The following is a 26,347-nucleotide window of genomic DNA, read 5'->3' as shown; positions in this document are numbered from 1 at the left end:
GCTGCACGCTGCTGTGTGAGCCCCTTGTGTTCGTTAGGATTGTAAGGGCGTGTTTTCACGTCTTTATGGATTCTTTCGGATATAAGGGCGCCTCGCCGGCACCGCTGCAGTCTTTTTTTGTTGGTTGATAAGGTTATGAATAAAAGGGAGGAATGAAGATGATGAGACGTTTATTCACGGTCAAGATTTCAAAAGAGGAATCGATGAACAGTACGTAGCCATAACAGATAGCGGAATGAAGATGAGGAGGGGATGGAATGTTTTCGGTTTTTAAGAAATTAGGATGGTTTTTTAAAGAACATTGGATACGATATACGGTTGCTATCATTCTATTGAATGTGGTGAATGTGCTTGAGGTTCTGCCGCCAATGCTGGTCGGAATGGCCATTGATGATATTGGGATGGGAACCATGACGAATGATACACTGATGACTTATATTTGGTGGATGATTGCCCTGATCGTTTCCTTATATGGTTTGACCTATATTTGGAATTATCAGCTCTTTAGCGGGGCATTTGTCCTTGAGAGAAAGCTGCGTTCGGGCTTTATGGGCCATCTTTTGAAGATGACGCCGACCTTTTACGAGAAGAATCGGACCGGCGATTTAATGGCAAGGGCGACGAATGATCTGAAATCCATTTCTGTTACCGCGGGTTACGGAATTTTGACTTTGATGGATTCATCGCTCTATATGCTGGCAATCTTGCTCACAATGGCGATTACGATCAGCTGGGAATTGACGCTTGCGGCCTTTCTGCCCCTGCCGCTTATGGCGTGGGCCGTGAATAAGGGCGGCAAGAAGATTCATGAGTATTTCACAGCTGCGCAGGATGCCTTCGGCGAGCTGAACGATAAGGTACTGGAATCGGTTGCCGGTGTCCGTGTAATTCGTGCCTATGTTCAGGAGCGGGCGGATGAGAAACGCTTTGAGGAAATGACGGAGGATGTGTATAAGAAGAACATGGATGTAGCTAAGGTGGATTCCTTCTTTGATCCGGTCATTACCTTTGTTATCGGTATCAGTTATCTGATCAGCCTTGGGTATGGGGCTAATCTCGTTTTTGCCCAGCAACTCTCTATCGGTCAGCTTGTCACATTCAATGTCTACTTGACGATGCTGATATGGCCGATGATTGCCATTGGCGAACTGATTAATATTATGCAGAGAGGGAATGCCTCGCTTGATAGGATGAATGAAACGCTCAGCTATGAGGCGGATGTCAAGAATGTGGAAGAGCCGGTTGAGGTTGAAGACCCGGCAACCGTTGCTTATGAAGATGTCCGTTTCCGTTACCCTTCCTCGAAGGTAGATAATCTCGCTGAAGTAAATGTCAATATCGGCAAGGGGGAGACCATCGGGATTGTCGGGAAAACAGGCAGCGGGAAGACGACCTTTATCAAGCAGCTGCTGCGTGAGTATCCTACTGGTGAGGGAGTCCTTGCAATTGCGGATATCCCAATTGAGAAGCAGCCGCTTGATGGAGTGCGTGACTGGATTGGCTATGTACCGCAGGATCATGTCTTATTCTCAAAGACCATTCGGGAGAATATTCTCTTCGGTAATAAAAATGCGACAGAGGAAGAGTTCTGGAGAGCCATCCGCTTAGCTGATTTTGAGAAGGACCTAATCATGCTGCCGAATGAACTTGAAACATTAGTGGGAGAAAAGGGAATCGCGCTGTCAGGCGGTCAGAAGCAGCGAATCTCTATCGCAAGAGCATTGATTAAGAATCCGGAGATTTTGATATTGGATGATTCTTTGTCAGCGGTCGATGCGAAGACAGAGACGACCATTATTAAGAATATTCAAGAAGAACGAAGCGGGAAAACGACGATGATTACAACGCATCGCCTGTCTGCGGTACAGCATGCCGACTGGATTATTGTCCTTGATGACGGAAGGGTCATCGAAGAGGGCACTCATGAAGATTTAGTCTTGAAGGGCGGCTGGTACAAGGAACAATTTGAACGCCAGCAAGTTGAGGCGAATACGGGGGTGAGCGCATGAATGAACATCTCGAACAAACGGAATCCAGTGCGAAAACGATGAAGCGTCTGTACCGCTATGCGGTCCGCTTCAAAGGCACGATTATTCTCGCCCTCATCATGCTCTCTATTTCTGTTGCGGCTGAACTCATTGGCCCTTATATCGGGAAGAATATTATCGATAATCATATTATGGGAATAGAAGAGCCATGGGTAGAGACAGAAAAGACGGAGGATGCCGTCCAGTTTGAAGGGAAATGGTATAAGCGGGAGGCTTATCTGCAAGAGGGGGAATGGAGCGGAGAGGCAGTTTCCGTTGTCCAGACGGGAACCACCTTCCTCTTCCTGAACGAGCCGCTTAAGTTTGATGGAGAACGCTCCTATGAAGAGGGGAAATTGACTGTTACCAATGGCGGAAAGACGGCTGAATATGAAGCGGCTAAACTGTCAGGCACGGAGATTATGCAGTTTTATGAGCCGGAGATTAATCGAATCATCAAGTTGATTTTGATTTATTTCGCCATTATGGTCGTAGCCTTCTTCTTCCAATATGGGCAGAGCTATTATTTACAGAAAGCAGCCAATCGGATTATTCAATCCATGCGGATGGAGGTATTTGCTCATATTCAGCGCCTTCCAATCCGATACTTTGATAATTTGCCAGCAGGGAAGCTGGTCGCGCGTATTACGAATGACACAGAGGCTATCCGCGAACTGTATGTCAGAGTGCTCGCAAATTTCTTCTCAAGCACGGTGAACATCATTGGGATAATTATCGCCTTGTTTTTACTTAGTCCAAAGCTTGGAGCGATCACGCTCTTGGTCATCCCGATTCTCATCGTATGGACGATTGTGTTCCGTAAATTTGCGACGAAATATAACCGGGTCATCCGAGCTAGAATCAGTGATATCAATGCAATGATCAATGAATCCATCAATGGGATGACCATCATTCAGGCATTCCGGCGTGAGAAGGAGACGCAGGCAGAGTTTGAGGAACTGAACTCAGAGCATTATATTTACCAGAGCAAAATGCAGCGCTTGAATTCTCTCTTGAACGGAAATCTTGTCGGTGCCTTCCGCGTCATTACGCTGACGCTCTTTATCTGGTACTTCGGCGGACTTGCCGCTTCGGGTGAATCTGTTGTAACGCTTGGGGTGCTGTATGCGATGGTCAATTATTTAAACAGGCTATTTCACCCTATTTCGGGGATTGTCAACCAATTCGCCAATTTTGAACAAGCGATGGTTGCCGGAGAACGTGTATTCTCTCTTCTGGACGAAAACGGAACAGATGTCGAGGATAAGCGGATAGCACGCTTGAATGGACATGTCGAATTTAAAGAAGTGTCGTTTGGTTATAAAGAAGGAGAACACGTCTTGAAGAATATTAGCTTTGAGGCGAATCAAGGAGAGACAATTGCACTTGTTGGTCATACTGGCTCCGGAAAGAGCTCCATTATGAATCTCTTATTCCGTTTCTATGATTACCAAGAAGGAGCGATTCTTCTGGATGGAAAAGAATTGAAGGATATTCCAAGGCAGACGCTGCGGGAGCATATGGGCATTGTCCTGCAGGACCCGTATCTCTTTACAGGGACAATTCTCTCCAATATCACGCTTGATGATCCGAAGATTACGAAGGAAGCAGCAGAGAAGGCTTTAAGGGATGTTGGGGCAGACCGTGTCCTTGCCAATCTTGAGCATGGCTTTGATGAGCCTGTGGTTGAGAAGGGGAGTACGTTATCCTCTGGTCAGCGCCAATTGATATCCTTTGCCAGGGCATTAGCCTTTAATCCAGCAATCCTTATCTTAGATGAAGCGACATCAAGCATTGATACGGAAACAGAGACACTCATACAAGAGGCGATGGATGTCCTCAAAAAAGGACGGACGACCTTTATCATTGCCCATCGTCTGTCAACTATTAAGAATGCAGACCAAATCCTGGTTCTTGATAAAGGAGAGATTGTTGAGCGGGGCAGCCATGATGAACTGATGAGCTTGAAGGGCAGATATTATCAAATGTATGAGCTGCAATCAGGGAAGAGGGCTGGATAATAGATAAATAGAAAGGAGGCGCTCCTATTGAACGCCTCCTTTTTGTGCAAGTAGCATGATGAAAGATTAGAATACTCGATCTCCGTTAAAGATGGAATTCTTCACGACAACATAGTCAACGGTGCGGATTGCTTCTAGTGTTTTTCCGCCGGCATAGGAGATGGAGGATTGGAGGTCCTGTTCCATTTCAACCAATGTATCCATTAGAGGTCCTTTATACTCAACATACATCTTCTTGCCTTCCACATTTCGTCGTTCGCCTTTTTGGTATTCAGATGCGGATCCGAAATATTCCTTGTAACGTTTCCCGTCTATCTCAAAGCTTTCGCCTGGTGATTCTTCATGCCCGGCAAAAAGGGAGCCAATCATAACCATTGTTGCTCCGAAACGGATGGATTTCGCGATATCACCATGTGTGCGGATACCGCCGTCAGCGATGATTGGCTTTGTTGCAGCTTTACCGCATAGGCGAAGAGCCGCCAGCTGCCAGCCGCCTGTACCGAAGCCAGTCTTGATTTTGGTAATGCATACTTTACCTGGTCCAATACCGACCTTGGTGGCGTCAGCACCGGCATTTTCAAGCTCTCTCACAGCTTCAGGAGTGCCGACATTTCCGGCGATGACAAAGCTCTCCGGCAAATACTTCTTGATATGCTGAATCATCTTAATCACAGAGTTAGAGTGACCATGTGCAATATCGATTGTGATGTAATCAGGAAGAAGACCATCCTTCGCGAGACACTCGATAAATTCATATTCTTCTGGTTTGACACCGACACTGATGGATGTAATAAGCCCGCGGGCTTGCATCTTTTGAATAAAGGCAACACGTTCTTCCGGGTGGAATCGATGCATGATATAGAAATAGCCATTTTCGGCCAGCTTGACTGCGATGTTTTCATCAATAATGGTTTGCATGTTTGCAGGCACGACAGGGAGCTTGAAGGAATGAGCTCCAAGTGTAACGGTTGTGTCACATTCTGAACGGCTGTCAACTATGCATTTTGCGGGAATTAGCTGGATATCTTCGTAATCAAATACTTTTCTCATGAGTTAGCACCTCTATATCCGAATGAAATTATTTTGTTCTGTAATAATGTTCGTCCTTTTGTAATGTACAATACTTTCAGACAGAAGTCAAAAGGATAATTTTTCTGTGTGGAAAGGTCTATTGTTTACTTGGGGACGAAAGACGTATAATCAGTGAGCAAGAGTAAAAAATGGAGGTGGTCAGCATGCAAAAGCAGGATACTCAAGCGTTCCATATGAAGCCTTTTATTAGCGGCGATCCTTCATATGGAGCGGCATTGTAGTACACATTTAATCGCCCAATCATAAAAGGCTCAATTCGTTATTTAACCAAAATAATGGAGGAGCGAGCCTAACATGAAATATCAATCAGCCAATCGAATTCTCCCAAAGGAGCTACTTGAGGAAATTCAACAATATATAGACGGTGACTTACTGTATATCCCCGTCAAAGAGGAAGAAAGAAAACCATGGGGCAGTTTGACCAAGGCAAAGGAATATACGAATAAAAGGAATGAGGAAATAAGGGCTTCTTATCGGCAAGGCGCAGCAATTACCGAGTTGGCTGACCAGTACAGCCTCTCCCCTTATACCATTCGTAATATACTCTATCGAAAGTAGGCACCAAGCAGGGGGCTGCGCTTAATACGGCAGCTCTCTGCAGGGTGCCAATTTCTTTTTATATGAAAGATGAATGTTTATCCAGCGAGTCAAGCATGATAAAATGGAAAAACGGAGGTGAAGGCAAGAATGAAACCGTTTATTGAAAACCACCAATACGTCTTTATTCGGGAAAAAGCAAGGCAGATTGTGCATGCGCGTCATACAGTTCATGATCGGCATGTGCAGGAAACCTTTATTGATAATAGTCAATTCTATGTGTATGAACAGTTCCAGACATTGACGGATGATCAGAGAGAGTGCCTGAACGACTTGAGTGAAATTAGAACAGAAGCAGATTATGAGAGATTCTTAAGTGAACTTGTCAAATGGAGAATTCCTTTTCCTGCTCTATCTGACGCTCAGCTGACAAAACTCTTTCGAAAGGTGAAGAAACTCCAGTATCCGCTGCTTCCGCAGGAGCAAATGGAGGAGCTTACGTATTTCGGCTGGACACATAATGAACGCAAATTTATCGTGAAAGCCGTGGATGGAAGCTTGAGGGGAATCAGCGGTCGAATCACACCTTCATCGAAACAGGGATTATGCCACTTTTGTCACAAGCAGGCTGAGGTCGGTTTATTCTCTGTAGAGAGAAAGGTTAGAGGAAAGTCGATGAATTATCAGGCATTTGCCCACTATATCTGTCAGGACAGTATGCAATGTAATCAGCACCTCGCAAATGTTGAGCGAATTGATGCGTTTATGCGGGAAGCATTAGGATTGTAAAAGAATATCGTTATTCAAAAATAATGGTGAATAGAGAAGGAAGAGAGAAGAAGAAATAAAATTTATCAGTATAAAGTGGCTAAAAAATATATTTAAATAGTTTATTTGCTCTCATACAGGGTATAGCGATTATTGTGCTTTACAATAATTGATTATAAGGAGAGCGATTGCAGCATGAAACCAATTCGTCACAAACATCCAGAAAATCAATCAGTACAGCCATCTTACCCAAATGACTGGAACGGACTATTGCAGCGTTTTTTTGATGATACGCCGTTTTCTTTGTCTAATTCCTTCTTTACTGACCCTGACAAGCTTGTTCCGGCAATGAATATTTCTGAGAAGAAAGACAGCTACTTGATTGAGCTGGAGCTTCCAGGAGTAGATCCTGAGGAAGTTGACATTGAGCTTGAAGGCAATGTGATGGTCGTAAAAGGAGAAAAGAGTGTTCGCAGCAAACATGAGGAAAAGGATACACGCATGCATGTGGAAGAACATAGCTATGGGTCCTTCTACAGAAGCTTTACCTTGCCAGGCAATATCAATGTGGACAAGATTGAAGCAGAAAGCAAAAATGGCATGCTTTATATTGATGTACCGAAAAAGGAAGTCAGCAAATCACATAAGATTAACATCATGCATAAAGAATAAAGGATAGATGACACCCGGAAACGAGATTTCCGGGTGTTATTTTTTACCGGATAAAGCGCGCTTTAATTAAATAGGCAATATCATAATCTTGGAGTTCTTTTTGTTCATTGCCTAGCTTGTGGAAAAGCTCGCTGCTTACGGAACTTATGCCGCTGTCGTCACTGGAAAATCCGATGTATCCCAACAAGAAATCTTCATTATCGGGTATGCTTTTTTCTTCTTCCAGGCTTCCCCAAACCATTCCCATCTTTTCGAACTGGTCATCCTTTGTTTGATTTTCATCTGTTTGAGCTGTCGTCATGAATTGCCCATTGTTACCAATACCAATCTGGTAAGTGAACGGCATATCTTCTTCGACGCTTCTTGGTGCGGCAAATACGATGGTTCCGCTGTCCTTAAAGGAATCCGTGCCGCTCAAGCCTGATTTATCATCGATTAATTTTCCAAAGCGATATTTTTCAACCCAGACCTTTATTTCCTTATACTGATTGGCCAATTGAAAGTCAAATACCATGGCCGTTTCCGCTGCAGTTGTCAGAATGGTATTCTCTCGATCGGAGAAGCTTTGAACACTGCTGATTGTATTATCTTTTTGTCTGCTCTTCTCCGAAGCAATGGATTCCTCACACCCGTAGAGGACCGTAGTAAGCAGCCCAACCGTCATCAAGATTTTTAGTCTTTTCATCTTTTCCCCCTTGTTTCTCTATCAATATATTTCTTTACTAATTCGATTAGTAGGAGCCTATTTCCTTTTTTTATAGAGAAATAGCTATTCTTCGATTTGGTGATTGTAAAAATAAACCATAATCTATACACTAGATTTGAGGTGATGATATGAGCAGCAGCTTTAATACAGGGGATATCCTTTTTCAATTATTCAGTTTCATTGTTTTGGCAGTTTTCATTACAGGGATTATTGCCTTTATTCGTTCTCGTAAAAGACGGAATGAGCAGCTTGAGCGCATGGAGAAGAAAATTAATGAACTAAGCGAAGAGCTGAGGAAAAAATAATTGAATTGAAAACAGGCCCATTGACCTAAAGGAATCTAGCACAAACAAGTGGAATAATTTGGTAGATAGAGTGACCATCTGATAAGAATAAGGAGGATTCTATATGCCGCTTGATCCGCAGGTCAAAGGATTTCTTGAGCAAATGGCAGAGGCTTCACTAGGGGCACCGACCATTAGCTCATTTAGCCCATCGGAATATCGGGCCATTTCCAATAGAAATATGGGGACAGGCTCAAAGCCGGAAGAGGTAAGCCGTATACAGGAGGTGCAGATTCCGGTTGAAGATGGGGAGATTATGGCGAGAATTTACACTCCAGAAGGAAACGGCCCCTATCCCGTCTTTTTGTTCTTTCACGGAGGAGGCTGGGTAATCGGCAGTGTGGATACACATGACGGTATGGCTAGAATGATTGCCAATGCCTCGGGGGCCATCGTTGTCTCAGTTGATTATCGCCTTGCTCCGGAGCATAAATTTCCAGTCGCGACGGAGGATTGCTATCATGCTCTCTTGTGGGTGGAAAAACATATTGAAGAGCATGGGGGGATGAGAGATTGTCTCATCGTCGGAGGTGACAGTGCGGGAGGGAATCTGGCTGCTGTCGTGACCTTGATGGCTAAGGAACGGAGCGGTCCGAAAATGGCTGGCCAAGTACTCATTTATCCTGCCACATCCTTTACTGTTTCAACTCCTTCCATGAAAGAGAATGCAGAGGGTTACTTTCTGACGAAGGATATGATGAATTGGTTTGCCTATCAATATCTCCGTGATGAGGACAGGACCTCACCTTATGCCTCCCCGCTGTCGGCTGGGGATTTAAGCGCTCTTCCGAAGGCCCTTGTCTTAACGGCAGAATATGACCCGCTTCGGGATGAGGGAAGGATGTATGCAGATGCACTTGCTGCCGCTGGTGTATCGGTGCAATATAAGGAATATAAAGGGATGATTCATGGCTTTGTCAGTATGGCAGACGCGCTTGACCAAGGGAAGGAAGCGATTCGTCACATAGGAGCTGCGATAAAAGGAATGGCGGCTGAGAAGGCCGGCATTGTTAAAGACTCTTAAAAATAATGGATGATTTAGATGCTTTGGGCAGAGCTGGCTTTCGGGTCAGCTTTTTATTATTTATAAACGTGAAGGCAGTGGGATCAAGATGTTGAAGTAAAAATCAAAAGGTAGTTGTTTTTTATATGAAAGGTGATGTGGATTAAGAAAAATTCAAAAAGCGAATAAATTGACATTATCTCGAATTCGAGATAAATTAAAAGTATCAATATGGGGGTGGATGATTTATGAACAAAATAAAAGGACTTCATCATGTCACAGCCATCACAAGCAGTGCAGAGAAAAATTATCAATTCTTTACGCATGTGCTTGGGATGAGGCTGATTAAGAAAACAGTCAATCAGGACGATATACAAACCTATCATTTATTCTTTGCCGATGACAAGGGCAATGCAGGGACAGATATGACATTCTTTGATTTTCCGGGGATTCCTAAAGGTTCCCATGGAACAAATGAGATTTATCGAACAGCCTTTCGGGTGCCGACAGATGAGGCGCTGGACTATTGGGTCAAGAGATTTAACCGCTTAAGGATTGAACATACAGGCATCAAGGAGCAATTTGGGAAGAAGACGCTGTCTTTTGCAGATTTTGATGATCAGCAGTACCAATTGATTTCTGATGAGCAGAATGAAGGTGTGCCAAGCGGCATCCCATGGCAAAACGGGCCCATTCCGCTCGAATATGCCATTACAGGGCTTGGACCGGTTCATATTCGAATTGCTGAATTTGATTACTTCAAGGAAGTATTAGAGAAGGTCTATCATTTCACTGAAATCGACCATGATGGGGATATCCATTTATTTGAGATGGGTGAAGGCGGAAATGGAGCACAGGTTATCGTGGAGAAGAACACATCCTTGCCATATGCGCAGCAGGGCTATGGAACGGTACATCATGCGGCCTTCAGAGTCGAGGATACAGAGGCATTGAATGAATGGATTGAACGGATGAAGCAATTCCGTCTGCCGTCTTCCGGCTATGTTGATCGCCATTTCTTTGAATCACTTTATACGAGAGTGGCTCCGCAGATTCTATTTGAGCTTGCGACTGACGGACCGGGATTTATGGGGGATGAACCATATGAGACTTTGGGAGAAAAATTATCTTTGCCGCCATTCCTTGAGCCAAAGCGTGAATATATTGAATCGGTGGTACGGCCAATTGACACTGTCAGGAGCAACCAAATGTTTGAGAAGGAATATGAATAAACGATCCGCATAAAATAAGAAAGGATTGGTGCCATAGATTGGACCAATCCTTTGTTTATTAATCTTCTTTCACATATTCTTCAAAATCTAAATCTACATTGTGAAACAGTTCATCCTCATAGATAAAGAAATCATACTTTCTAATATACGGCTCGTACAATTCTTCCATAAAATAACCTCCTTTTATTTTATGTATCTGGGTGAAGCAATCAATAAAAGGGTGGAAATCATGATTATTAGGAAGAATATATCTTGAAAATGGTACTATTTCAATGTGTTCTTGTATGCTTAGTATATAGTATCATTCATTTTATCGGATAGCAATCCTTTGATGAAAATACATACTAGAAAGGTCGGGGACCATTGAAGGACAATCATGATGATGATTTCAAGGACATGGGGTGGTTTGGGAGTTTGCTTGCGCTCGGCATGGTCGTCATTTTAGTCCTTTTGGCGATTTTGCTCGTCTTTGGCATCTTTTTCTTTGGGATCGCAGGCTTTTTCAGTCTGCTTGGCGTTACATACGAGTCGGTGAAGGCCCTTGTTTATTTTACGTTGCTGCTGCTCTTGATTGATTTCTTTATAGAGCCGCTCTCTAAACTGGTAACAGGTTTCGTGAGCAGAGGATTTCAATCCTCTAAACGGTTCATTATACGATCAATCATGATGGTAGCATTCTCCGCCCTGTCATTTTATATTGCAGATGAATGTATATTAGGGATAACCATCCCTGTAAGAACGGAATTGTTATTAGGGGTTATCTCTTATTTAATCGAGCTTGTATTTGAAGAGAGGCCGAAACGAGAGAAGAATTGAGGAATAAGGAGTCATTGGGCTCTTCATTCCTTTTTTTGTCCAGAATTCCGTGTTAGGATAGGTAGGTCTAAATGCTCTTTTTGTAGGATAAAAGTCACCTTATCGCTATACTAGGTTTAATGAGAGTTTAATGTGTCGATAGAAAAGAAAATAGTATATGGCTGATAATGAAGGAGGATGGGCATGAAGAAAGCTTCCCAACTATTAAGCTCAATTCTGTCTGCTGCAGAGGGTGTATGGTCCCAAAAGAAAAAGCAGGAAAATAGGCTAGTGTTCTCTCAATTGAGTTCAACCATTCTTCCTCAAGCGATGAGAATTAAACAAACCTACGGATTTTTTGAAAGAGAATTATATTTGATTAAAGAGCATCGAAAAAAGGAATCAGTAAAAGTAATGGATGCTTGTTCCTTAGCTGAAAGGATCCTTGATAAGATACAAGACCATGAGGCATCTGTATCTCCGCAGCTGCTCTCTGAATATTACGCCATCCGAACGCTTGAGGTGGAGCTTAAGGAACTGTATGAGGAGAAAGCTAAGGGGCAAGGAAGCTATCATATTCAACTTGCTGAGTTTGATTTGAAAAGGAAGAAGCTGATTCTTGTGAAATCCTATATGGCCTTTTTGAAGAAGGCTGCTAGAAAAGCAAATGTCCTGTACGCAAGCCTTGAGGAAACAGCCGATTTCTATCCCCCGTTCATTGATCACTTACTCGAAAATGTCTTAATAATTGAACAGACGAATAATGAGCAAAAGGTGAGACTCACTGGAAGCTCATCATGAATATCTACATAAAGAAAGGACCGAAAGAAGGCGTATCCTCTTTCGGTCCTTTGCTTATTCATAGGTAAGGAGAAGTTCGAAAATCTCCATCGTTGTCCCCGGGTAGATTCCCCTTCTTGGAATCTCGAGAAGGTTGCCTCCTGGTTTAGCCATTCCATCTTTAATCGTAAAGGCCATTTCCATCCCTAGCTCTTCTAAGATTTTGATGGTCTCACCATCATACTCACCAAACGGGTAGGCGAAGGCTGTCTTGGAGCCGACAAGCTCCATGCCAATCTCAATATCCTCAAGGACATCCTCCCTCGGCTTAGATGTTAAGAAAGCAGCTCCGCTTTCATCTCGTTCATGGAATTTGTACGTATGGCTTTCATAATCGAAGATATCTGTACTAGCCTCAATATCCTCAACACTTAAGAATTGGGCATCTGCCGGGTCATAATCTCTTGGATCTCGGTCGATATTTCCAGCAATTAAGAAAATAGATGCGCGCTGATCATATTTTTTCAGGATGGGATATGCATTGATGTAATTATCCTTGAACCCATCATCAAAGGTGATAAGCACACTTTTTTCAGGTACATCCAAATCCTCATTCATATAAGCCTGAAACTCAGCTAAGGTTAATGTTGTATAGCCCTTCTTATGTAAAAAGCGCATTTGTTCATTAAATTGTTCCTTTGTCACAATCGTACCGTATAGTTCTCCCTCTTCATTATAGTGGTTCGTTTGGAGGTCATCTGATTTAATAATACGATGATACATCAGAACTGGAACCTGTTTCGCTTTCTTCTTTTTGGTGTCATCAAAAGTCCGAATTTCATTTTTACGATCCAATTCAAGCGGCTTATCTGAAACAAATTGCAGCTTGCCATAGGCAATTGCTTCAAAGTTTTGGGCGAATAGAACACTTAGTACTGCAAAATGGACAACAAAGACAAGTATAAACGTTGTATTAAACTTTCTCTTCATATTCATCTACCTCTAGCTCGTTTTTTTGCTTTTCTGCAGAATAGGAATGACATTCTCTGAACCAGTCAATTCTTCGCTGTACGTTTGGTGCTGTTTCCCAACGCGTTGAACCTTATTCCAGCTGTTCTTATTGATGAAATAGGCGACTGTTCCAAAGGTATTAAAAATAACGCCGAGAAAACGATAACTGACAATCTCTAATGGGACGAAATAGCAAAGCCGGAGCCGGTCGCGTACCGTGAAGGCATGGCCAAGGCGGTGGGTGATGATTAAGCTCACGACACTTTGGAAAACACCAAGGCTGAAGGAAAAGAGAAAGAGCATGAGTGCAAGGACAGCGCCTGAACCGGATAAAAGAATCATGAATGGAATAATTAACGTCGGGAAAGCGGTCAATGTACCGAGCATCAATGCATCCACTAATAGAAAGACAGAAACGCCAAATCCAAATTTCCTGAAGAGTGATGTGCCATAAATCATAATGCAGTCAATAAAGGCCTTCTGCCAGCGGATTCTTTGCTTAAACAAATCCCGGAAGGTTTCCGGTCCTTCTGTATAGCAAACGGCTTCTGGAATGAAGATGATTTTCTTATCAGGATATTTGGTCTTGATCAAACGTTGAATCCTCATCGTGATGTCCATATCCTCGCCGACCGTGATACGGTACCCCTTCACTTCGAAAAGCATGCTCCGTTTAAATACCCCAAATGCGCCTGAAATGATGGCTAACGCATTAAACCTTGTCTGTGTGATCTTATACAAATAGAAATTGGCTAAATATTGCATAAATTGAAACTTCATTAAATGATTAATCGAAAACCGTGGCTTAGGATTTGTGTAATCTCCGTGAAAAGCCTGTCCGATATGAACCATACCGCCGGCAGCTACTACATCTTTATCAGTGAAAGCTTCATTAATGATGCTTAGTGAACGGACATCTAATGAGCTGTCAGCATCAAGCGTAATAATATTCTCAAAGGAGGCATATTCAATCCCTGCATTGAGGGAATCAGCCTTTCCGCCATTTTCCTTATCAATAACAAAAATGGTTGGGTAGAGTTTAGATTGATAGACTCCCCGTATCGCTTTATGCTCCAGCACATTAGCTTTATTTCTCTTGCATTCCTTCAGCTGAAGGAGAGAGTTCAAGAGTTTCATGGAGTTGTCAGATGACCCGTCATTAATAATGAACGCTTCATACTTTTGGTAATCGACATGGAGCATGGCTTGTATACAATTTTTCAGGACCGATTCTTCATTGTAGGCAGGTATTAAGACAGATATCCCTTGTTCAAAGGTATTCTCTTTGCCAGAGAAGCGTGGGCCTTTTACCGTTAGAAGCGGTATGAAAATGTATAGTGACTGAAAAGTAAAGAAGATGATATACATGATTAACGTAATGATCAATCCAATATGCATTTCCATAATGAGTCCCCTTTTGTTTCAAAATGTGTGTAAAACTTACAAACTTTTTACAATATTAAATAATGGTTACAAAATTAATAATATAGAGTCAGGTTAATTACCGTCAATGTGGCTAAAGATACAGGAGGAATGGAAGAGAATATTCGAAACTTAATGAAAAATGGTATAAAATAGGTTTTTAGACCCTTAAAAAATGGTTGCAGGCATGCATGGATGATTGGTTATTGTTAGATTTGGTTAGAGTGGAATGGGTCTAATGATATGCAAATCGAATGGGAAAACTACTCTAAATTAATTTGAGGATGATGTTATTACTTTCTTTTCATACTAATTTGTTATAGTAGTACTTTTGATTGATTGTATAGGGTGTTAATTGGTTTACAAAAACTGACATATAACAACGGCGCACATAGGCTGAATTTTTCCACCTTTGTCAGATGAAGAACAAGCCCGCATACAGGAGTTATATTTGATTCACCCTCTTTACTGGTATACAGTAGGAATGGCTTGGTTTGCAGAAGACTATGGCTTAGTGAAATGTATGATTTTTTTTCTCGTAAAAACAGGCGATAGGACAAAACGGTTTGCTCTATCTGGAGGAAATGAGACGGTATATTCCCTTCATTCTGCTAGGAACGAGGCAAAGATGTCTTATAGGACTTTACATAAGATCGGCGAGGAATGATATGTCTCTGAGATCCTTTTTCGTTTCTTAGGTTTGCTGGATAGTGTTTTTTGCGATAGCCGTTTATATCAATCAAGTCAATGAACTATTAGAAATCCCAGAAAGAAGATAGATGATTATTAGATTGCACCCATCTTGAATATATTGGTATAATTAGAACAAATGTTCTTTTGAGGGGATGGGATGGGATGATGGAGCTTCACTTTTACAAGGATTGCTATCAAGCAAAAACCAAACAATACCAATTGCAGGATGACCAACTGCGCTATACGGCTATGCCTTCTGAATGCATTGAGCTCTCTAAAGGTGATGCTCACCGTTTACCAGTATTGGCAATTGAGGAAGATCAACTTGTCACCTTCTTCGTCCTTCATCACGGAGAGGGAACTAGCACTTACACAACAAATAAGCAGGCGATCCTAATCCGGGCATTCTCGACAGATCACCGCTACCTAGGAAGGGGATATGCCAAAAAGGCTTTGAGTCTGCTGCCAGCGTTCATTCAATTTCATTTCTAAGACATGACAGAAATCATCCTTGCCGTAAATGTGAAGAATACGGCTGCACAAAGCTTATATAGGAAATGCGGTTTCGTGGACTCATGGGAGAGACGGATGGGACCTAAAGGAGAATTGATTGTCATGAGTTATCCATTCTCCAATTAATAAGCGTTAACCAAAAAGCATCCCTCTATCCTTTTGGATAGAGGGATGCTTTTTCTGTATGAATGCTGAATGATGCGGGAGTTATGAAATGCAGGATAAGCTTTAGCAATAAGCAGTTAGACCTAAAATATTCTGAAGATTAAAAATTAAATTGAAATCATATATGATTTCATATATGATATCCGTATGGAAAGGAATGTAAAATCAATGAGCAAAAAGGAATTTGTGTATACGCATTTACGTGCACGCATCTTGGACGGTACCTTTGGTTCTGGGCAGCGGATTGTGATTGATCAAGTGGCAAAAGAGCTGAGGGTGAGCATTATTCCAGTTAGGGAGGCCATTAGACAATTGGAGTCAGAGGGGCTCATTACCTACAAGCCATACAGCGGGGCTGTTGTAACAAGCATAGATGAAAAAGAGTATATCGATACCCTTAATGTTCTAAGTGTTTTAGAGGGCTATGCTACAGCACTCAGCGCCCAGCTTTTAACTGACGAGGACATTGAAAAGCTGATTCAATTAAACAATGACATGGAAAAGGCTGTCGGTGAATATGAGTTTGAGTTATTTGGAGAACTAAATCGTTCCTTCCATGCCAGCATTATTCAAAAATGCGGCAACCCCGTGTTGGTTGAGAAAATTGAAGAGACACAGGACCGGATGGATCGAGTACGTAAATCTATTTTCTCAATGGTTCCCAAAAGAGCGTACCAATCCATTCAAGAGCATTCAGAGCTAATTCAATGTTTGAAGGAAAGAGCCCCTATGGAACAAGTTGAATCTATTATCAGGAAGCATCGCAAGAATACGATTGATGCTTTCCTCCATCGAAAAGGAGATAGCAGCCAGCAAATTTTATAGGCGAAGGATGGGCAGATGCATGCCTATCACCCGTAAATTTCTGAATATACTGAAAAGGAGCGGTTAGATGTTTGAGGATGTTAAGAGTAGATTGAGAGGGTCAATAGCCCCGATTATTACGCCATTTAATGAAGAACTGGATGTGGACACGGAAGCTTTGAGAAAGTTGATTGACTGGCATATTGAAAGTGGATCTCACGGCGTTTCGGTTTGCGGGACTACAGGTGAACCAAGCTCATTGTCCATAGAAGAAAGAGAAATGGTCATGGAAACGGCCATCAAAGCAGCCGGCAAACGGGTGCCTGTTATGCCGGGTACCGGCTCAGCCAATCAGCGGGAGACTTTGCATTTAACCAAGCGCGCTCAGGAGATGGGAGCGGATGCAGCGCTGGTAATTGTTCCGTACTATAACAAGCCTAATCAGCAAGCATTATACAATCATTTCAAGACAGTTGCTAATTCCGTTGATATCCCAATCATTGTTTACAATATTCCGGGACGAACCGCTGTGAACCTTGAGGTTAAGACATTGGCGAGACTGGTGGAGGATTGTCCGAATATTATTGGTGTGAAGGAATCCAATAAGGATTTCGAGCATGTGAATCGCGTCTTGCTTCATTGCGGGAGGGATTTCCTCCTATATTCCGGTATTGAACTTCTTTGTTACCCAATGCTTGCGATTGGGGGAGCTGGTCATATCAGCGCAACGGCATGTGTCGCGCCGAAGGAGGTTGCCGACCTGTATAACTATTGGAAAGCAGGCGATGTCGATAAAGCGCTTGACCTGCATTATAAGCTGATGCCGCTGAATGATGTACTTTTTAAGGAAACGAACCCAGGACCATTGAAGGCTGCCATGGGCATGATTGGCAAGATTCATCCGGCGATGAGACCGCCGATGGAACCCCCTTCAGGTAAGCTTCACGATGAGATTAAGCAAACTTTGCAAACATATGGATATTTAGAAGGCGTTAACCAATAATCTTTATGGACAGGAGGAGTTCGATGACAGCCTATGTCGTTCGGAATGTAAAGCAGTATATAAACGGCGAATTTTTGGAAGCGATTTCAAACAACCGGTTCAGTAATATCAGTCCTTTTACAAATACAGAAATCAATCAGGTTGCCGAGGGAGAAAAAGAGGATATTGATTTAGCGGTTGGAGCGGCAAGACAAGCATTCGACCATGGGCCATGGCGAGCGTTATCCGTAAAGGAACGATTGGGTTATATCAAAAAAATTGCAGATTTGATTGAACAGGAAGCAGAGGAGATCTCTTATTTAGAGTCATTAGATACGGGTTTGCCAATCAGCCAAACAAAGAAGCAGGCAGCGAGAGCAGCGGAGAATTTCCGCTTTTATGCGGAGATGGTCAATAGCCGCCTTGTCGGGGAAGCGTACCAGGTAGATGAGGAATACATCAATTACACGATTCACAAGCCTGTTGGGGTAGCCGGGCTGATTACGCCATGGAACGCTCCCTTTATGCTGGAGACATGGAAGGTGGCACCTGCACTTGCGACAGGGAATACGGTCGTGCTGAAGCCTGCGGAATGGTCGCCTTTGACGGCAAACAAGCTGGCTGAAATCATTGACCAGGCAGGTCTTCCAAAAGGGGTCTTTAATATTGTACATGGATTTGGGGAAACGGCCGGAGCTGCCTTAGTGGCCCATCCGGACGTTCAATTAATTTCCTTTACGGGAGAAACAAAAACCGGCTCAGAAATCATTCGCAACGGAGCAGCGACACTAAAGCGTGTTTCGATGGAATTAGGAGGCAAGTCTCCTGCCATTATCTTTGATGATGCGGATGTAGAGAAGGCGCTTGATGCAGTCGTATGGGGCATCTTTTCTTTTAATGGGGAACGCTGCACAGCAAATTCCCGTTTATTTATCCAAGAGGGGATTTATGAGGAATTTGTTCAATCTCTGAAAGAACGTGTGAATAATATCATCATCGGGGATCCGATGAATCCCGCTAGTGAAGTCGGTCCGCTGATTCATAGGGAGCATTACGAAAATGTGAAGCGGTATATTCAGCTGGCTGAAGAGGAGGGAGCGGAAATCGTTAGCGGAACAATTCCGCCTGAATTAAGAGAGGGGAATTTCGTGGCACCAACACTCCTCTTGAATTGCCGGAATGATATGACTGTCGCACAAGAGGAAATCTTTGGACCGGTTATGGCGGTCATTCCATTCAAGTCAGAGGAACAGGCGCTTGAGATGGCGAATGATACAAAGTATGGTTTGGCAGCTTATGTATGGACCGGTGATATCAAAAGGGGTCACCGACTGGCTCAGAAGGTGGACAGCGGTATGGTATGGCTTAATTCTCAAAATGTACGAGATTTGCGTATTCCATTCGGCGGATCTAAAAACAGCGGCGTTGGCCGGGAGGGCGGCCATTACAGCTTCGAATTTTATACTGAAACACAGGTTGTTCATGTGGCGATTGGCGAACAGTTCATTCCAAAATTTGGGGTGAAAAAGAAGCAGCAGATTACCGCAACAGAAATTCAGTAAGGATACCACTCGGAAAGGGAGGAGTTTATGGACTTTAATATTATTCGTGTTGCGAGAACGATATTGAATGTCACTGATCTGAATCGTTCCAGGGAATTTTATATCGATACTTTAGGGTTCATTGAGACAGAAAGTACAGATACGCATATTTATTTACGCGGACTGGAGGAAATTCATCATCACAGTCTGGTCCTTCAAAAGGCTGAAGCACCAAGTGTTGAGGCGATAAGCTATAAAGTATCAAATGACAAAGACTTGGATGCGCTGGAGAATCTATTTACCGCTAAGGGATTAAAGACAAAATGGATGGATAAAGGAAGCCAGCATGCTATGGGCAGAGCTTTACGCACCCAGGATATATCCGGGCTTCCGGTAGAATTCTTTCATGAAATGAACCAGGTGGAGCGGTTGTTGCAAAGATATGACCTTTACAAGGGCTCCAGAGTGCAAAGAATCGACCATGTGAACTGTGCAGTACCGGATGTTCAAAAAGCACATGACTTCTATTCTCAGGAGCTTGGATTCTCCTGCTCAGAGGATACGATTGATGAAGACGGAAAACTCTGGGCATGCTGGCTGCACCGAAAGCATGGTGTGCATGACCATGCCTTCATGAACGGGGTTGGTCCAAGGCTCCATCATATCGGTTTCTGGCTTCCAGACCCCTTAGCGCTTATTCATACTTGTGATGTGCTCGCTGCTCTAGGGTTTGCTCATTCGATTGAACGGGGACCTGGGCGACATGGTTTATCCAATGCCTTCTTCTTATATTTAAGAGACCCGGACGGCCATCGTATTGAGCTCTATAACGGAGATTATCTGACCTGTGATCCAGATGTCGGCCCTCTGCATTGGCAGTTAGATGACCCGAGGAGACAGACATTTTGGGGAGCGAAAGCGCCAGACTGCTGGTTTGACGAAGCCTCGGAGGTGCTGGATGTTCATACAGGAGAAGTCTGCAGAATGAAAGAGCCCCTGCTGAAGAAAAAGAAGCCTGAATTCATCATATAGAAGACATGTGGAATCTGTTAGAAATGAGGGAGGATAAATGGAGGATCGTTTGTTTCGTTCAGCGATGGGAAAATTCGCCACAGGAGTGACCGTTCTGACAACAAAGGCAGATGGGATGGTTCACGGTATGACAGCCAATGCCTTTATGTCTGTTTCCCTAAATCCAAAGCTCGTCATGATTTCAATCGGTGAAAAGGCAAGGATGCTGCAAAAGATTCAGCAATCGCAAAGCTTCGTCATTAATATTCTGTCGGAGGAGCAGGAATCCATCTCACGCCTTTTTGCAGGACAGTCAGAAGAAAAACAGAATGTAGAATTTGATTGGGTTGATGAACGGCCTTTGATCAAGGGAGCCATTGCCAGTATATTTTGTGACGTATACAGTGAACAGATTGCTGGTGATCATACCTTGTTTATTGGTGAAGTGAAGGAACTGCTGCTGAACGAAGGAAAGCCGCTGTTATTCTTTGGCGGGAAGTACGGCGGGCTGAGTTAACGGCGGCAGTTTGTGGTGATTGTATGATTCTTTTAATCTTAGTTTCTATAGAGATCTTCTGGATGAAATAGATTTGAAATCTCGAGATGGAATTTATTTGAAGAAAACAAAAAAGGCATAATCCTAAACGGATATGCCTTTTTGTCCAGTGATAATATAATTGTTAAAAAATCCTACTATACTAAATGGTAGAAAAGATTAGTTGAATATATTTACAATTCTATTCCTTTCCCCTGCATACAAGAACATACTCTACTAAAAAGGGTGGTTCCGGAAAAAGATCCACCCTCCAATATAAATTGTTAAATCTTATGAAGATTTACCAAGAACGTCGAGTAGGAAATCCATGTTCAATAAACTCATCTCTTCTAAAATGTCTAAAACTATGTCGAGGGACATCGACAATATGGTGACGATTTACATGGACAATAGGGTGAATAACAGGGACTTCACGAGGGATTAATCTCCCCTAAATTCAAAAGGAAACCAAATAGTCAAATTCATAAGCTTTTTGTCTTGCACTAAAGTATCAGATTAGGTGAAGAACGACTGGTTCGTTATCAAGAGTATTTGAGAGTATAAATAAAACCTAAGGAGGCAAAAAATGGGGATGTCAGATTATTATCAAAAACTTCGAGATAAAGTAGGGAATGATTTATTATTCATCCCAAGCGTAGCAGGGGTTGTTCGAAATGAATTGGGAGAAATTTTGTTACAGAACAAAGGAAATGGTGAGAAATGGAGTCTTCCTGCTGGTGCGATTGAACCTGGAGAAGCACCTGCAGGAGCGATGGTTCGTGAAGTATGGGAAGAGACAGGATTATCTGCCTGCGCCACGAAAGTTATTGGGGGTATTTGGCGGGGAGGAATATCGTTATCAATACCCAAATGGGCATCAAGTAGAATATTCTCTTTTTTTGTTTGATTGTGTTATTCAAGGCGGTAAACTAAATCCAATGGATCAAGAAACGGCTGACCTTCAATATTTTCATCCTCAAAATATGCCGGAACTAGCTTTGCCTTATCCGAAAGAGTTATTTTTACATAACGACAATAATGAATCCTATTTTCAATGGAAGGAACAATGGGTTAATAATCTCTCTCAGAAATAATCGTATCTTATGGGATGGTCTACTTAATATAAATGGAAGAGCCTTATTGCATGCGATGTATAATAAGGCTCTTGTTTACATCACCTAAACCGTTTATGAATATTATTCTTCTTATAGGTGCCTAGTTCACTAAATTCATATAACTCCAATGAAAGAGCGAGATAGCGTGATTGATACAAATCCTGCAGATGATCCTCGAGCATCTGAAAGAGCTTATCGCATGTATCCTTCTTTTCTTTATCTGTCCTGCCTGCGCCAATTTTTAATGTCATATGAACAAAGGCATCATCTTCTGTGCCATCTGCAATCCAATAATCGGTTAATTGAATAGCCCTTACCCGTATTCCTCCAATTGGGTAGACATCTTGGAAGGAGTAGAGAACTTGACCAGATTTCTTTAGCAGTTCTTTCACTTGAAGTTGATTGGCTAGATTATCTGTGTATTCGATGGTTAAGTGGGGCATTTATCAGGACCTCCTCATACTGGAGGAGAGCGGCTGTTCTTCCGTTAATGGCTGATCAGCGATGATTGTACTCTTAAGTCGGCCGATGCCTTCAATTTCTGTCATGACTTCATCCCCAATTGCCGTATTTTCCAGACCTTCTGGTGTTCCTGTCAATATAATGTCCCCTGGATTCAAGGTCATAAAACTGCTTAAGTATTCAATTAGATAATCGGGTGTGAAAATCATGTTTCGTGTATGACCTTCTTGTGTCTGATTCCCGTTAATATACGTTCGCAGTGTAAGATTGCATGGGTCCTCGATATCGGATGCATCCACAAGCCACGGTCCGAGAGGTGTACAGGTGTCCCTGTTTTTGACGCGCAGGTTAGGCCGGTAATAGTTTTCGAGATAATCCCGGATAGCATAATCATTGGCAATCGTATAGCCAGCTATATAATCATGTGCATTCTTGCGGCTGACATGGCGGGCTCTCCTGCCGATGACAATGGCAAGCTCACATTCATAATGCATATACTTAGCCGTTATGGGGCGTTTCGTTTCTCCTCTATGGCCGATGAAGGTATTTGGTCCCTTCAGGAAGATAAGGGGATCCTTTGGGGGAGAGAAATCGAGCTCTTTCGCATGATCGGCATAGTTCAGCCCAAGAGCAAACACCGTGCTGCCGGGATTCACCGGCGGAAGCCAGACGACTTGATCCTCCTCGAGCATTTGCCCGTCAGGCATGGCAAGTTTTCCATCCTTTTCAGTCACGATATGAATGGACCCTTTATAGGCAATACGGGCAACCTTCATCATTTCCCCTCCTGTTCTGCTTGTGTTTCTGACATCACCTGATTTTCCAGGCTGCCAATCTGTTCAATTGTGACTCTGACCAGGTCTCCATCATGTATGACGGGCGGGTTATGGGAGACTCCGACCATAAGAATATCTCCGGGATATAGAGTCATAAATTCGGTTACATCTGTTAATAAAGCTGGAATAGAGCGGATCAGTTCGCTCGTATAGCTGGTATGAGAGAGTTGTTCATTTATATATACATCGATTCGAAGATTGTGCGGGTCTGTTACTAGGCTGGCTTTTTTTACATCTGGGCCGATAGGGCAAAATCCATCTCTTGCATTAAAACGAATGGGCGGCCGGTACAGGCTGTCATGCTCGATGCTGATATCGTTAACAATTGTGTAGCCCTGAATATAGTCCATCGCGTCATCCTCTACAATGGATTTGGTTGTTTTGCCAATGACAATGCCAAGGGAAGGGCCTGTTCGAAGACGCTCAGTTCCTTTTGGGAGCCAAATGATTCCTTTATGCTGATTGTATGTATTTCTTGGTTTGATGTATAGAATTGGAGCTTCTGGCGGTTTTTGATACGGCTTGTTTTTCATATGAGATTCTAGTTCTTGATAGGCATCCTTGACATTTAATAATGTCCCGTAAACAGTTCCCATAATGGGATTCCCTGCATTTGAGTAGGCTAGGGAAGTCCCGCTGAGCAGCTGGGCGCAAATGGAGGAGCGGTCGAAAACTGGATTGCTCAAATCATCGCCTTCCTTTCATCAATTAATAATCATATATGAAATCATATATGAAATTCATTTAATATTCAAATATTTGGTATTTTAGGTCCGGAGGTTGGCAGACTGTCCAAAAACCGCTCAGCCTGCTTTGAAAGACGGCGGTTTTTAAGCCAGATGACGGCGGATTCAGAATTGATGTGCAAATCCTCGATATGTTTGACTATCCACCATTCTTCCGAAGATGCAGGTATGGCGGATAAAGGCAATAAAGCGGCGCCGACGCCAGCTCTTACCAAGGTGAGAAGCATCGAAGTATCTGGGCAATGACAAATCACATTTAGCTCAAGTCCGTTATCCCGGCATGTATCTATAACTAGTTCGTATAATCCGACTCCCCTTACTCGATGCAGCAGCATAATCGGCATCTCGGCCAAATCGGACATATGCAAGGAATCGCTGCAGCTAATACTTTTGGGAAGCACACAGACAAATTGATCAGTCGGTAAAGGCATGGTGTGAAATTGATGGAGGTCAAGCGGGAGACGTACAATGCCGATTTCGATATCCCGATTCAGTAAATAGTCGGCTATCCTGTATGAATCTCCCTCATAGAGCTGAAATATGACTTCAGGGTATTCATCTCTGAACTGTTTGATTCTTTCCGGTAAATAAGAAAAGCTGGATTTTACACTTCCAATTGCCAAGTTTCCCTTTAATCCTTTTCCAACCTGCTGAACATCTTGGGTAGTCTCTTCGACCCAGCGAAATAATTCATTTGTCCGTTCGTACAATAATCTTCCTGCTTCGGTTAATTCCATGGCTTTTCCGTTTCTTTCAAACAAGGTTTGTCCGAGCTCCTCTTCAAGTGTCTTTAGCTGATAGCTGAGAGGAGGCTGAGCCATATGCAGCTTTTTGGCTGCCCTAGTGATTTGTCCCTCCTCGGCGATTGCCGCAAAGTAACGAAGCTGACGAATATCCAATCGTTCACCTCCAATTAGCTGGATTATACTTTTTTTAGATAGATTAAGCTTCTTTTTTGTATTTTTCCTATAGATTACCACATGATACGATGTTTTCAAGAGAAAAATGTAAGCGCTTTATCAAAAAAGGAGGAGATACTTTGGGAGCTAAAACAGGCAAAGAATACATAGAGCGGGTTAATCAGGCAAAAGCAAATGTGTGGATAAATGGAAAGCAAGTAGAGGGTGATATTTCTGAGCATCCCGCCTTTAAGGGAGTCATGAAATCTCAGGCTGAGCTGTATGACCTTCAGCATCAGCCAGGCAAGAAGGAATATATGACCTATACCTCTCCATCTTCAGGAGAAAGGGTAGGAACATCCTTTATCCAGCCAAGGACGAAAGAGGAGCTGATGATGAGACGTCAAATGATGCAGGAGTGGGCTGTCTATACAGGCGGCATGATGGGACGCTCTCCTGATTATATTAATGTCGGCATCATGGCCTATGGAGTGGCAGCTGATATGTTTGTCAAGCAGGATGAGCAATATAAACAAAATATGATCCGCTATTACGAGTATTGCCGGGAGAACGATCTTTCTCTCACTCACACCCTCATCCAGCCGCAGGTGAACAGGGGGGTCAGTGCCTCTAAACTGAATGATCCGTATATTGCGGCACGAATCAAGGAGAAGACGGATGAAGGTGTGGTTATAAAAGGAGCGAGATTACTAGCGACACAGGGGGGCATTACCGATGAAATCATGGTATTCCCTTCAACATTGCTTAAGCAGGGGGAGGAAGAGAATCCTTATGCTTATGCCTTTTCCATTCCGAACAATACACCTGGTCTGAAGTTTATTTGCAGAGAGTCATTTGATTATGGCAAATCCTCATTTGACCATCCGCTAGGTTCCCGGTTTGAGGAAATGGACACTATTGTCGTCTTCGATGATGTGGTCGTTCCGTGGGACCGTGTCTTTGCTTTAGGCGACGTTAATATTTGTAACCAGGCCTATAATGAGAGCAACGCGGTTGTTCATATGACACATCAGGTTGTATCCAAGAATGTTGCTAAGACCGAGTTCGTCCTTGGAATTCTTGAGCTCATGGCTGAAACCATTAATATCGGCCAGTATCAGCATATTCAGGAAAAAATTTCAGAAGTCATCATTGCCCTTGAGACATTGAAGGCATATGTAGCTGCATCGGAAGCCAATGCTTCCATAGATAAATGGGGCATCATGACACCTGACTTCGCTCCATTAAATGCAGCGAGGAATTATTTCCCGAAAATCTATCCCCGCTTTACGGAGATTATGCAGCTCATGGGAGCAAGCGGCTTAATGGCCATCCCAACCGAAGAGGATTTCCAATCAGAGCTGCGGCCGGATTTGGATAAGTATCTCCAATCGGCCAATGGAGATGCCTATAACCGTGTCAAACTATACAGATTGGCTTGGGATGTGTGCATGAGTTCATTTGGTTCAAGGCAGACCTTGTACGAGCGTTTCTTCTTTGGAGATCCTGTCCGTATGGCCGGTGCCCTATACAGCGGCTATGATAAACAAAAATATGTTGACCGTGTTAAAGAATTCCTTGATCGCTCAGAAGAATTGCAGAAAGCAAAAATATAAGAATCTAATAGGCAGCATT

26 protein-coding genes and 1 pseudogene are annotated in these 26,347 nt (G+C 43.0%); 19 read left to right on the top strand and 8 right to left on the bottom strand.

Annotation, left to right across the window (positions count from 1 at the left end):
- Window positions 1–257 precede the first annotated feature (257 nt).
- Window positions 258–2,009: an ABC transporter ATP-binding protein gene (locus tag ACY8DX_RS14635; RefSeq protein WP_462405521.1), complete on the top strand. Its 1,752-nt coding sequence runs from the start codon at window positions 258–260 to the stop codon at window positions 2,007–2,009.
- A complete protein-coding gene (locus tag ACY8DX_RS14630) occupies window positions 2,006–4,048 on the top strand; it encodes an ABC transporter ATP-binding protein (protein WP_049670282.1) in 2,043 nt (680 codons plus the stop codon). The genes ACY8DX_RS14635 and ACY8DX_RS14630 overlap by 4 nt, the downstream gene beginning before the upstream one ends.
- 66 nt (window positions 4,049–4,114) lie before the next feature.
- Here the strand turns inward: ACY8DX_RS14630 and guaC are convergent, their stop codons facing one another.
- Entirely contained in the window at window positions 4,115–5,098 is a 984-nt protein-coding gene (gene guaC / locus ACY8DX_RS14625; RefSeq protein WP_462405520.1) for a GMP reductase, read from the bottom strand.
- 336 nt (window positions 5,099–5,434) lie between these two features.
- Here guaC and ACY8DX_RS14620 point away from each other — a divergent pair, with 336 nt between their 5' ends.
- The 3 genes from ACY8DX_RS14620 (at window position 5,435) to ACY8DX_RS14610 (ending at window position 7,117) form a co-directional block, all read left to right on the top strand.
- Window positions 5,435–5,698, top strand: coding sequence for a CD3324 family protein (locus ACY8DX_RS14620; RefSeq protein WP_462405519.1), 264 nt, complete (start codon window positions 5,435–5,437; stop codon window positions 5,696–5,698).
- A gap of 129 nt (window positions 5,699–5,827) precedes the next feature.
- A complete protein-coding gene (locus ACY8DX_RS14615; protein ID WP_049670285.1) occupies window positions 5,828–6,466 on the top strand; it encodes a FusB/FusC family EF-G-binding protein in 639 nt (212 codons plus the stop codon).
- Between the two features lie 174 nt (window positions 6,467–6,640).
- Window positions 6,641–7,117, top strand: coding sequence for an Hsp20/alpha crystallin family protein (locus ACY8DX_RS14610; protein WP_049670286.1), 477 nt, complete (start codon window positions 6,641–6,643; stop codon window positions 7,115–7,117).
- Window positions 7,118–7,160: 43 nt separating this feature from the next.
- Here ACY8DX_RS14610 and ACY8DX_RS14605 read toward each other — a convergent pair whose 3' ends face one another.
- A complete protein-coding gene (locus ACY8DX_RS14605) occupies window positions 7,161–7,802 on the bottom strand; it encodes a hypothetical protein (RefSeq protein WP_049670287.1) in 642 nt (213 codons plus the stop codon).
- 149 nt (window positions 7,803–7,951) lie between these two features.
- Between ACY8DX_RS14605 and ACY8DX_RS14600 the strand changes: the two genes are divergently transcribed.
- The 5 genes from ACY8DX_RS14600 (at window position 7,952) to ACY8DX_RS14580 (ending at window position 11,998) form a co-directional block, all read left to right on the top strand.
- Entirely contained in the window at window positions 7,952–8,128 is a 177-nt protein-coding gene (locus tag ACY8DX_RS14600) for a DUF4083 domain-containing protein (RefSeq protein WP_156185571.1), read from the top strand.
- 103 nt (window positions 8,129–8,231) lie between these two features.
- Window positions 8,232–9,191: an alpha/beta hydrolase gene (locus ACY8DX_RS14595; protein WP_082197041.1), complete on the top strand. Its 960-nt coding sequence runs from the start codon at window positions 8,232–8,234 to the stop codon at window positions 9,189–9,191.
- Window positions 9,192–9,418: 227 nt separating this feature from the next.
- Window positions 9,419–10,402 carry a ring-cleaving dioxygenase gene (locus tag ACY8DX_RS14590; RefSeq protein ID WP_049670288.1) on the top strand — a complete coding sequence of 328 codons (984 nt, stop codon included), beginning with the start codon at window positions 9,419–9,421 and terminating at the stop codon, window positions 10,400–10,402.
- Between the two features lie 363 nt (window positions 10,403–10,765).
- Window positions 10,766–11,218 (top strand): YrvL family regulatory protein, encoded by a 453-nt coding sequence (locus ACY8DX_RS14585; RefSeq protein WP_049670289.1) that lies wholly within the window; start codon window positions 10,766–10,768, stop codon window positions 11,216–11,218.
- 183 nt (window positions 11,219–11,401) lie between these two features.
- Window positions 11,402–11,998 (top strand): hypothetical protein, encoded by a 597-nt coding sequence (locus ACY8DX_RS14580; protein ID WP_049670290.1) that lies wholly within the window; start codon window positions 11,402–11,404, stop codon window positions 11,996–11,998.
- A gap of 54 nt (window positions 11,999–12,052) precedes the next feature.
- Here the strand turns inward: ACY8DX_RS14580 and ACY8DX_RS14575 are convergent, their stop codons facing one another.
- Window positions 12,053–12,967, bottom strand: a complete 915-nt coding sequence (locus tag ACY8DX_RS14575; protein ID WP_049670291.1) for a polysaccharide deacetylase family protein — start codon at window positions 12,965–12,967, stop codon at window positions 12,053–12,055.
- A 12-nt stretch (window positions 12,968–12,979) separates the two neighbouring features.
- The gene (locus ACY8DX_RS14570) at window positions 12,980–14,392 is read right to left on the bottom strand and encodes a glycosyltransferase family 2 protein (protein WP_049670292.1); all 1,413 of its coding nucleotides are present in this window, start codon (window positions 14,390–14,392) and stop codon (window positions 12,980–12,982) included.
- 873 nt (window positions 14,393–15,265) lie between these two features.
- Here ACY8DX_RS14570 and ACY8DX_RS14565 point away from each other — a divergent pair.
- The 8 genes and pseudogenes from ACY8DX_RS14565 (at window position 15,266) to ACY8DX_RS14530 (ending at window position 21,748) form a co-directional block, all read left to right on the top strand.
- Window positions 15,266–15,595 (top strand): hypothetical protein, encoded by a 330-nt coding sequence (locus ACY8DX_RS14565; protein WP_331456700.1) that lies wholly within the window; start codon window positions 15,266–15,268, stop codon window positions 15,593–15,595.
- A 3-nt stretch (window positions 15,596–15,598) separates the two neighbouring features.
- Complete coding sequence (locus ACY8DX_RS14560; protein WP_462405518.1) at window positions 15,599–15,742, top strand: GNAT family N-acetyltransferase; 144 nt, start codon at window positions 15,599–15,601, stop codon at window positions 15,740–15,742.
- A gap of 207 nt (window positions 15,743–15,949) precedes the next feature.
- Window positions 15,950–16,606 (top strand): GntR family transcriptional regulator, encoded by a 657-nt coding sequence (locus ACY8DX_RS14555; RefSeq protein WP_231589487.1) that lies wholly within the window; start codon window positions 15,950–15,952, stop codon window positions 16,604–16,606.
- Between the two features lie 67 nt (window positions 16,607–16,673).
- Window positions 16,674–17,588 carry a 2,4-dihydroxyhept-2-ene-1,7-dioic acid aldolase gene (gene hpaI / locus ACY8DX_RS14550; protein ID WP_049670295.1) on the top strand — a complete coding sequence of 305 codons (915 nt, stop codon included), beginning with the start codon at window positions 16,674–16,676 and terminating at the stop codon, window positions 17,586–17,588.
- Between the two features lie 23 nt (window positions 17,589–17,611).
- Window positions 17,612–19,129: a 5-carboxymethyl-2-hydroxymuconate semialdehyde dehydrogenase gene (gene hpaE / locus ACY8DX_RS14545; RefSeq protein ID WP_462405517.1), complete on the top strand. Its 1,518-nt coding sequence runs from the start codon at window positions 17,612–17,614 to the stop codon at window positions 19,127–19,129.
- 27 nt (window positions 19,130–19,156) lie between these two features.
- Window positions 19,157–20,140, top strand: coding sequence for a 3,4-dihydroxyphenylacetate 2,3-dioxygenase (gene hpaD, locus ACY8DX_RS14540; RefSeq protein WP_049670297.1), 984 nt, complete (start codon window positions 19,157–19,159; stop codon window positions 20,138–20,140).
- A 37-nt stretch (window positions 20,141–20,177) separates the two neighbouring features.
- Complete coding sequence (locus ACY8DX_RS14535; RefSeq protein WP_049670298.1) at window positions 20,178–20,636, top strand: flavin reductase family protein; 459 nt, start codon at window positions 20,178–20,180, stop codon at window positions 20,634–20,636.
- Between the two features lie 604 nt (window positions 20,637–21,240).
- Window positions 21,241–21,748, top strand: a pseudogene (locus ACY8DX_RS14530) (NUDIX hydrolase).
- A gap of 80 nt (window positions 21,749–21,828) precedes the next feature.
- Here ACY8DX_RS14530 and ACY8DX_RS14525 read toward each other — a convergent pair.
- From ACY8DX_RS14525 to ACY8DX_RS14510, 4 genes are all read right to left on the bottom strand, one after another.
- Window positions 21,829–22,212 (bottom strand): 5-carboxymethyl-2-hydroxymuconate Delta-isomerase, encoded by a 384-nt coding sequence (locus tag ACY8DX_RS14525; RefSeq protein ID WP_049670300.1) that lies wholly within the window; start codon window positions 22,210–22,212, stop codon window positions 21,829–21,831.
- A gap of 3 nt (window positions 22,213–22,215) precedes the next feature.
- Entirely contained in the window at window positions 22,216–23,007 is a 792-nt protein-coding gene (locus ACY8DX_RS14520; RefSeq protein ID WP_049670301.1) for a fumarylacetoacetate hydrolase family protein, read from the bottom strand.
- Entirely contained in the window at window positions 23,007–23,753 is a 747-nt protein-coding gene (locus tag ACY8DX_RS14515) for a fumarylacetoacetate hydrolase family protein (RefSeq protein WP_053103720.1), read from the bottom strand. The genes ACY8DX_RS14520 and ACY8DX_RS14515 overlap by 1 nt, the downstream gene beginning before the upstream one ends.
- A gap of 65 nt (window positions 23,754–23,818) precedes the next feature.
- Window positions 23,819–24,712, bottom strand: a complete 894-nt coding sequence (locus ACY8DX_RS14510; RefSeq protein ID WP_049670302.1) for a LysR family transcriptional regulator — start codon at window positions 24,710–24,712, stop codon at window positions 23,819–23,821.
- A gap of 140 nt (window positions 24,713–24,852) precedes the next feature.
- Here ACY8DX_RS14510 and hpaB point away from each other — a divergent pair, with 140 nt between their 5' ends.
- Window positions 24,853–26,328 (top strand): 4-hydroxyphenylacetate 3-monooxygenase, oxygenase component, encoded by a 1,476-nt coding sequence (gene hpaB / locus ACY8DX_RS14505; protein WP_462405516.1) that lies wholly within the window; start codon window positions 24,853–24,855, stop codon window positions 26,326–26,328.
- Window positions 26,329–26,347: the final 19 nt, after the last annotated feature.

The sequence above is a fragment of the Gracilibacillus sp. Marseille-QA3620 genome (genome assembly GCF_054950035.1).
The sequence above is the reverse complement of the archived record's forward strand: the minus strand, read 5'-3'. Positions and strand labels throughout refer to the sequence as shown.